The organism is Pantoea sp. CTOTU50773 (assembly GCF_032082325.1).
In the GTDB taxonomy this organism is placed as follows: domain Bacteria; phylum Pseudomonadota; class Gammaproteobacteria; order Enterobacterales; family Enterobacteriaceae; genus Pantoea; species Pantoea communis.
The window spans coordinates 44,843-52,139 of record NZ_DAMDQC010000012.1 but is presented as its reverse complement, the minus strand read 5'-3'; the positions used below and the strand labels follow the sequence as shown (position 1 = coordinate 52,139).

Genomic DNA, 7,297 nt, shown 5'->3' with positions numbered 1-7,297 from the left:
GATCCTGATCGGAAATGCCTTCACGTGCATCAATCACCAGCATCACCACGTTGGCATCTTCAATGGCCTGCAGCGTTTTGATGACAGAGAATTTTTCTACGGTTTCGGTGATTTTCCCGCGTTTACGCACACCGGCGGTATCAATCAACACATACTCGCGCTCATCACGTTCCATTGGAATGTAGATGCTGTCACGCGTGGTGCCCGGCATATCGAAGACCACAACGCGGTCTTCACCCAGGATGCGGTTAGTCAGCGTGGACTTGCCGACGTTAGGACGGCCAACGATAGCCAGCTTGATCGGCAAGGTGGTCGGGTCGAAGTTTTCTTCTTCCTCCTCCGCCAACGCCTTCTCGTCCTCTTCTTCTTCTAACGCGGCCCAGTAAGCGGCGTTTTCTTCTTCTTCCGTCAACTCCACTTCCGGAACGGCTTCTTCCATCCATGGCAGCAACGCAGCTTCAAGCAGGTTGTTCACACCGCGACCGTGCGAGGCCGCAATCGGGTGAATGTCACCCAAGCCCAGCGCATAGAAATCCAGCACGGCAGCATCAGGATCGAGACCGTCAGTTTTGTTCGCGACCAGGAAGGTGGCTTTTTCGCGCGAACGTAGGTGATTGGCGATCTGTTGATCGGCCGGCATCACACCCGCACGCGCATCCACCAGGAACAGCACCACATCCGCTTCTTCAATCGCCAGCAGCGATTGTTCTGCCATGCGGTTTTCGACGCCTTCCTCGGTGCCATCAATACCGCCGGTATCAATAACAATGAATTCGCGCCCTTCCACTTCGGCGCGACCATATTTGCGATCGCGAGTCAGTCCAGGAAAATCCGCTACCAGCGCATCACGAGTGCGCGTTAAGCGGTTAAATAGCGTAGATTTTCCCACATTGGGACGCCCAACCAGCGCGACCACAGGTACCATAACACTTGCCTCAGTTTTAAAAATAAATCGCCCGAATGGCGTGATTATAACGACATTTGCCAGAAGGCGTCAGGCTGAAGGCGCTAAGAATACCATGCCTGACTAAAAACGAAACGGCCCCTGACGAATCAGGAGCCGTATTAGCGAGCAGGAAGCCGGTTCCTGCAAAGCCCAATCTTAACGAGTGATGGCGTAAACTTCGCCGCCCTTCGCCTGGATCAGCAGCTTGTCACCGGCAACCACCGGGTCAGTCTGGAAGCCATCGCTGTCCAGTTTCTGCTGCGCAACAAAGCGCCCGTCAAGGGTGTTAATCCAGTGCACATAACCTTCGCTATCGCCAACCACCAGATAACCGTTAAACAGCACTGGTGAAGTCAGGTTGCGATGCAGCAGATCGCTCTGGCGCCAGATGGCCACGCCACCGTCGGCATTGAGCGCAATCACGCGGTCATCCTGATCGACCAGGTAAATACGACCCGCATCAACCACCATGTCTTTCACGCCGCCGATTTCGCGTTTCCACAGAATCTGGCCTGAACGCAGTTCCAGCGCGGTCAGATTACCGTTGTAAGCCAGCGCATAGATCACACCGTTAACCACAACCGGCGTCGTATCCACATCGCTCAGACGATCAATCTCTGTGGCGCCACTTGGTTGCGAAATACGCTGCTGCCAAATCAACTGCCCCTGGTTCATGATTACTGCACTCACGCGGCCATTGTCACCACCGACAATCGCACCACCGAATGCCACAGTCGGTGCAGATTCACCGCGCAGTGACAGCGCAGGCATATCGAGGTTGACGCTCCATTTGATCGCGCCAGTACTCTGGTCCAGCCCCTGCAACATACCGTTGCTGGTGTGGATCAGTACCAGGCCATCACTCACAACTGGACGCGACATCGCTTCACCGGCGACTTTCGTCTGCCAGGCGATGCTGCCATCGTTATTGTTCAGTGCAAAGACCTGGCCGCGCTCGCTGCCGATATAAATGCGATCGCTGGTAGCGGTAATGCCGCCAGAGAGAAGAGCTGAGATGTTTTTCGAGAAGAAACCGGTTTTCTCAGAGAGATCGACTTTCCATTTCTCTTTACCGTTGCTGGCATCCAGGGCTTTCACTACGCCAAAGCGGTCGGCCGCATAGACGGTACCGTCCTGCCAGGCTGGATGCAGATTGGAATAGAAATCGCCAACGCCATCACCCACCGAGGTGCTCCAGGCCGTCTGTGGCGTAAACTGGTTTTCCACTTTCGGCAGCGGAGCCATTTTTACTACATCTTCTTCGCCGCTGAACAGCGAGCAACCGCTGAGCAGAGTGACTGAAATCAGCCCTGGCAGCAGGTATTTACGTAATTCCATGTGCGCTCTCTTGACTGGCTTAACTTAAGTTATTCATCTTCATCTGCAGCATTTGCTTCAACGCAGGAGAGGCCTGCGATTCAGCACCTTTGCTCCAGGCATCACGTGCGCCCTGCTTGTCGCCTTTGCTCAGCAGTGCTTCGCCACGAATGTCCGCAATAATGGCTGTCCAGCCATCACCCTTAACATTGTTAAGAGTTGAAAGTGCGGCATCGGCCTGATTTTGCTGCAGTTGAATGCGTGCCAGACGCAGGTTAATCACCGCCTGCAGGTTGGCATCTTTGGTATCTTTCAGCCCGCTCTGAAGCAGCGTAATGGCTTTATCTAACTGATTTGCTTCAACGTACTGTTTCGCTAAATCGAGCGAAGCCAGTGCGCCATAAGTGTTGTTATTTTCATTGGCAAAGGCGGCAACCGCTTCCAGCGTTTGCGGCTTATCCGCCTGCATCGCAGTGGTCAGTTGTTGATACTGTGCCGACGCAGCTTTATCCGCACCATCCTGATGACTGGTCCAGAAACGCCAGCCACCCAGTGCAGCAATGCCGATGATCACACCCACAGCCAGCGCTTTGCCGTTGTTCGCAAAGAACTGACGCAGTGCGTCAACCTGTTCGTTTTCGTTGCTGTAAACTTCCACGCAATCCCTCTCCTTTAAATGGCTGTTGCAGTGCTGCGTTTACTGCAGCAGCGTGCGCAATGTCGCAGCGGCTTCGCTTTGGGCAACGGTTTGTTGATCGCCTGTGCTCAGGTTTTTAATCACGACCTGACCCGCTTTCACTTCGTCTTCACCCAGCACCAGCGCAATGCGTGCGCCCCACTTGTCTGCACGGCCAAACTGCTTCTTGAAGTTACCACCACCGAAGTTGGTCATCAGCTTCAGCGCCGGATCTGCATCACGCAGTTTTTCCGCCAATTGCATCGCAGCGGACTGAACGCCCTGCCCCGAAGCGATAACATAGACATCAACAATGCGCGTCGGTTCAAATTCTGGATTAACCGCCTGGACCAGCAATACCAAACGCTCAAGACCCATGGCAAAACCGACCGCTGGCGTAGCGCGACCACCCAGCTGTTCAACCAGACCATCGTAGCGTCCACCGGCACACACCGTGCCCTGTGAACCTAAGCTGTTGGTCACCCACTCAAACACGGTGCGGTTGTAGTAATCGAGGCCACGCACCAGACGCTGGTTCACGGTGTAAGCGATACCCGCGTCATCCAGCAGGCTGCACAGCCCGTCGAAGTGCGCGCGTGAGTCTTCATCGAGATATTCATTCAGCGTCGGCGCATCGTTGAGTAACAGTTGGATGTCAGGGTTTTTGCTGTCGAGTACGCGCAGCGGATTGCTGTACATACGACGTTTGCAATCTTCATCCAGTTTGTCTTTGTGCTGCTCAAGGAAGGCCACCAGTGCGTCGCGGTAGTTCGCGCGCGCTTCCAGTGAGCCGATAGAGTTGAGTTCGAGACTCACGTGTTCAGCGATACCTAACGCTTTCCACCAGCGCGCGGTCATCATAATCAGTTCGGCGTCAATGTCCGGGCCTTGCAGACCAAACACTTCCGCACCAATCTGATGGAACTGGCGGTAACGACCTTTCTGCGGACGTTCGTAGCGGAACATCGGACCGATGTACCACAGACGCTGTTCCTGATTGTACAGCAGACCATGCTCAATACCGGCGCGCACGCAGCCCGCGGTGCCTTCCGGACGCAGAGTCAGGCTTTCACCGTTGCGGTCGTCAAAGGTATACATCTCCTTTTCAACCACATCGGTGACTTCACCGATAGCGCGTTTAAATAGCGGGGTCTGCTCTACAATCGGCAAACGGATTTCGCTAAAGCCATAACTGGCCAGCACCTGCTTCAGGGTGCCCTCAATACGCTGCCAAATCGCAGTATCCGCCGGCAGGTAGTCGTTCATCCCACGGATCGCTTGAATATTCTTCGCCACGTTAGAATCTCTTAATACAAAAAAACCTGTCCGGCATCATACCTTATGAGGATGAAACCGCACAGGTTCAATCACAAACCGGCACGCGGCGGGCGCGCACCGTCCCTTACTTTTCCAGCTGCTGCACGTTAATGCGGCGGCTTTCATCCAGCATGCTGGCCTTGGCACGAATACGTGCTTCCAGCTGGTCGATCATATTGTCGTTATCGAGGCGATCGCGCTGACGCACACCGTCCTCGTAGAAACCACTTTTACGGCTACCGCCCGTCACGCCCATGGTCGAAACAGTGGCTTCGCCAGGACCGTTCACCACACAACCGATAATCGAGATATCCATTGGCGTGATGATGTCTTCAAGACGTTCTTCCAACGCATTCACCGTCCCAATCACATCAAATTCCTGACGTGAACAGGTTGGGCAGGCAATAAAGTTGATACCGCGTGATCGAATGCGCAGCGATTTCAGAATGTCGTAACCGACCTTGACTTCTTCCACCGGATCCGCCGCCAGCGAGATGCGCAGCGTATCGCCGATCCCTTCTGCCAGCAGCAAGCCCAGGCCAATCGCTGATTTTACTGAACCGGCGCGCGCGCCACCCGCTTCGGTAATACCGAGATGCAGTGGCTGATCGATGGCTTTTGCCAGCAGGCGATAAGATTCAACGGCCAGGAACACGTCAGAAGCTTTTACGCTCACTTTGAACTGATCAAAGTTGAGGCGATCGAGGTGATCAACATGGCGCATCGCGGATTCGAGCAGCGCCTGTGGCGTTGGCTCACCGTATTTTTCCTGCAGATCTTTTTCCAGTGAACCGGCATTTACGCCGATACGGATAGGGATGTTGTAATGACGGGCACAATCCACGACCTGGCGGATACGCTCATTGTTGCCGATATTGCCGGGGTTGATGCGCAGGCAGTCGACGCCATATTCGGCGACTTTCAGTGCGATACGATAGTCAAAATGAATGTCCGCCACCAGCGGCACATTGACCTGTTGCTTAATCAGTTTGAACGCTTCCGCCGCATCCATGGTCGGAACAGAGACGCGCACGATATCGACACCGACACGCTCAAGCTGGCGAATCTGGTTAACCGTGGCGTCCACATCCGTGGTGCGGGTGTTGGTCATTGACTGAACGGCAATGGGCGCACCATCACCAACCGGCACCTTGCCGACGTAAATCCGTGTTGATTTGCGACGGATAATGGGTGCTTCGTTATGCATATTCTCTCTCCACAATTACCCGGAAAGCGCGCTGCGCGTTATTGCGCACCCAGCGTCAGACGGGCAACCTGGTTATTACGGATAAAACGACTTAAATCAACGGGCTGATTCTGATATTGCACATCAACCGCACTCGGAGCGCCAATTTTCAGACGATACGGAGCCGTTCCGGACAAGCTGAGCTTACCGCCGCTACGTTGCAATCCGCTGAACAGCTTCTTGCCAGTAGCGTCGGTGACCTCCAGCCAGCAGTCGGCTTTGAAATTCATCACCACCGCATTTGGGTCACCCGCTGGCTGGCTTACCGCCGCGTTGCTGGTCGGCATTTGACCTGCTGGTACACTGTTGGCAGGTGCCGGAGAGGTGGCTGCTGGCGGTGCGTTATCGATCGGTGCCTGGCTCGGTGAAACCACGGCGTTATCGCTGCTGGTCGCAGGCGCAGTGGTGTTGGCAGCCGAAGCCGCGTTGTTGCTGGTACTCGGTGTCGCAACCGCACCTGCACCGTTATCCACCGGCGTACCGGCGGCATTGGTATCACTGTCAGTCGCGCTGTCAGTGCTGTTTTCACCCAGCGGAATAGACTGACTGTTATCGCTGCTGCTGCCATTCTGGTCGGCCATTGAGACCAGATCGGCCTGCGAGGCTTTATGGTTTTGCCACCACCACGCGCCGGTCAGACCAATGACCACAAAAATCACCAGCCAGGTGAAAATCATCAGCCAGCCATCACGCTTTTTACGGCGCTTACCTAACGAGAAGCTCTGCATTGGCTCAATTTTGGCCGCGCGCACGGGAGCCTGCTTCGCCATCATCGGCAACAGGTCATCTTCCGGCACATGCACCAGACGAGCATAAGAACGAATGTAACCGCGCAAGAACGTCGAAGCTAAATCAGCTGGCGACTTATCCTCTTCAATGTCTCGTACGGTAGAAAGTTTCAGGCACAGGCGTTCAGCGACATTTTGCTGAGTCAGCCCCATCTGCTCACGGGCCAGACGCAGGCGTTCACCTGTGGAATGTACTGCAGAATTCTCTTGAGTGGCTTCAGTATTCATTAGCTAAATAACGCTGGTACTGTATCGATTGTGGAAAACTTCGCGCCAACCGGTCGCTATAACGTGTAACGTCAGCAGCGTTTCCCTGTTGCGCGGCGAAACGTATTTGTAACCACTGGCTCTCTGCCGTTGCGGGCAAACGCTGGTGGTACACTTCTAATAGCAGCGGAACCGCCATGCGATCCTGCTGTTCAAGCCGCCTTTCCACTTCCAGAAGCAGTTGACTGCCCTGCTCCGGTGCGGCAATCAGCGCGTTGCTCAAAGACTCGCGCGCTGAGGCACTCTCTCCAGCCTGCAGGTAACAATAGCCCGAAAACAGAAATGCATCCTGACGAGCTTCGATTTCCTGTGCAGCCATCGCCAGCTTAAACTGTTGATGCGCTTCGCCATACTGCCTTAAACCGCAAAGAAACGCACCGTAATTGTTAGCGATGTAGCCATTCGCTGGCGCTAACTGCTGGGCGCGTTGGTAGTGCCAATGGGTCTGCGCGCTATTCTGCTGCGCCTGTGCCAGCCGCGCAAGCGCCAACGGCACACGATAATCTTGCGGTGCGGCCCGCTCAGCGCGTAATAAATTACGCTGTGCTGCAGCAAAATCTTTCACCGCCAGGTAGTGCAACCCTAGCTGTAGCCTGATATCCGCAGCGCCTTGCTGGACCGGTGGATTGACACAACCGGTTACAACAAAGCCCGCCAACAACACTGCCGATAATCCTTTGTGCATTTCAGTCTCTCCCTCTGACATTGAGAGGAGAGACTGGCACGGCTTACGCCCGGTG

The 7,297-nt window shown here is 54.8% G+C and carries 7 protein-coding genes; all 7 read right to left on the bottom strand.

Annotated features, from left to right (window positions below):
• A partial coding sequence (gene der / locus RT340_RS03525) for a ribosome biogenesis GTPase Der (protein ID WP_313374118.1) occupies nt 1–925 on the bottom strand: 925 nt, incomplete at its 3' end.
• Between the two features lie 177 nt (nt 926–1,102).
• Entirely contained in the window at nt 1,103–2,284 is a 1,182-nt protein-coding gene (bamB, locus tag RT340_RS03520; RefSeq protein WP_097118605.1) for an outer membrane protein assembly factor BamB, read from the bottom strand.
• A 19-nt stretch (nt 2,285–2,303) separates the two neighbouring features.
• Nucleotides 2,304–2,921, bottom strand: coding sequence for a YfgM family protein (locus RT340_RS03515; RefSeq protein WP_045814917.1), 618 nt, complete (start codon nt 2,919–2,921; stop codon nt 2,304–2,306).
• Between the two features lie 39 nt (nt 2,922–2,960).
• Entirely contained in the window at nt 2,961–4,235 is a 1,275-nt protein-coding gene (hisS, locus tag RT340_RS03510; RefSeq protein WP_097118606.1) for a histidine--tRNA ligase, read from the bottom strand.
• Between the two features lie 106 nt (nt 4,236–4,341).
• Nucleotides 4,342–5,463 carry a flavodoxin-dependent (E)-4-hydroxy-3-methylbut-2-enyl-diphosphate synthase gene (ispG, locus tag RT340_RS03505; RefSeq protein ID WP_034825671.1) on the bottom strand — a complete coding sequence of 374 codons (1,122 nt, stop codon included), beginning with the start codon at nt 5,461–5,463 and terminating at the stop codon, nt 4,342–4,344.
• Between the two features lie 38 nt (nt 5,464–5,501).
• A complete protein-coding gene (rodZ, locus tag RT340_RS03500) occupies nt 5,502–6,518 on the bottom strand; it encodes a cytoskeleton protein RodZ (protein ID WP_038645413.1) in 1,017 nt (338 codons plus the stop codon).
• On the bottom strand, nt 6,508–7,242 hold the full coding sequence (gene pilW / locus RT340_RS03495) for a type IV pilus biogenesis/stability protein PilW (RefSeq protein WP_313374112.1): 735 nt from the start codon (nt 7,240–7,242) through the stop codon (nt 6,508–6,510). Before pilW ends, rodZ begins: the two co-directional genes overlap by 11 nt.
• Nucleotides 7,243–7,297: the final 55 nt, after the last annotated feature.